Source organism: Xanthovirga aplysinae, from assembly GCF_009711365.1.
Classification (GTDB): domain Bacteria; phylum Bacteroidota; class Bacteroidia; order Cytophagales; family Cyclobacteriaceae; genus Xanthovirga; species Xanthovirga aplysinae.
Genome location: NZ_SMMB01000251.1, coordinates 1 through 854, shown reverse-complemented (window position 1 = coordinate 854; position 854 = coordinate 1). Strand labels below are relative to the sequence as shown.

At 35.9% G+C, this 854-nt stretch carries 1 protein-coding gene; it reads right to left on the bottom strand.

The window, feature by feature from the left end:
- A partial coding sequence (locus E1171_RS00610; protein WP_155203084.1) for a carboxypeptidase-like regulatory domain-containing protein occupies window positions 1–772 on the bottom strand: 772 nt, incomplete at its 3' end.
- Window positions 773–854 lie beyond the last annotated feature (82 nt).

Here is an 854-nt window from a genome sequence, read left to right as displayed (position 1 = left end):
CTCCTAAATTATTTCCCGTAACTTTATTTTGATTATATCTGGCATTAACCCCTCCCATTAACCCGAACTCCATCTGCTTTTTGGTATAAATATTAACAACGGCAACATTTCCTTCCGCATCATAACGGGCACCTGGTACTGGGATAACCTCCACACTTCTAATATTTTCGGAAGGAATGGACTTTAAATAAGAAGTTAATTGCTCTTTGGAATTAATATTTACTTTTCGATCATTAACATATACCACTATTTGTTGATTACCCCGAAAAGTAATTTCCCCAGAACTATCCACATTTAAACCTGGCACCACTCTTAGTAAGGAAAAACCATTTTCCCCCGTTGAATAAACACTATTAGCAATATTTAATACCGTTCTGTCAGGTTTCCTGCTGATTATTTCACGTTGAGCATTGATTTCCACCCCATCCAGTTGAACGTTTTTCAGAATAATCTCCCCAGCATCATAGTTAGAGCGATTGCTATCAATTTGGAATATTGTACTATAAGTGGAATAACCCACAAAATGTACTTCCAGCAGATAATTTCCAGGGTGAATCTTTTGGAGGATGAAATTACCTTCTGTATTTGTATAATCACCCATTTGAAGAGTTGAATCACCGGCTATTCGTAGTACCACTGAAGCACCTGGAAGTGCTTTTTGATCTTCATCTAATACCTTACCTTTTACAAAGGCCAACTTATTTCCATTTTGTGGAAAAAGAAGATGAGAAAATAGAACAAAGATCAATATAAACAGTGTTTTAAGTTGCATGGATAGTTTAAAGTTCGGTACATTAATAAGGAACTTCAATCCGCTCCTTGATTTTTAAAGACAATAAAGTGCTGCTTTGCCT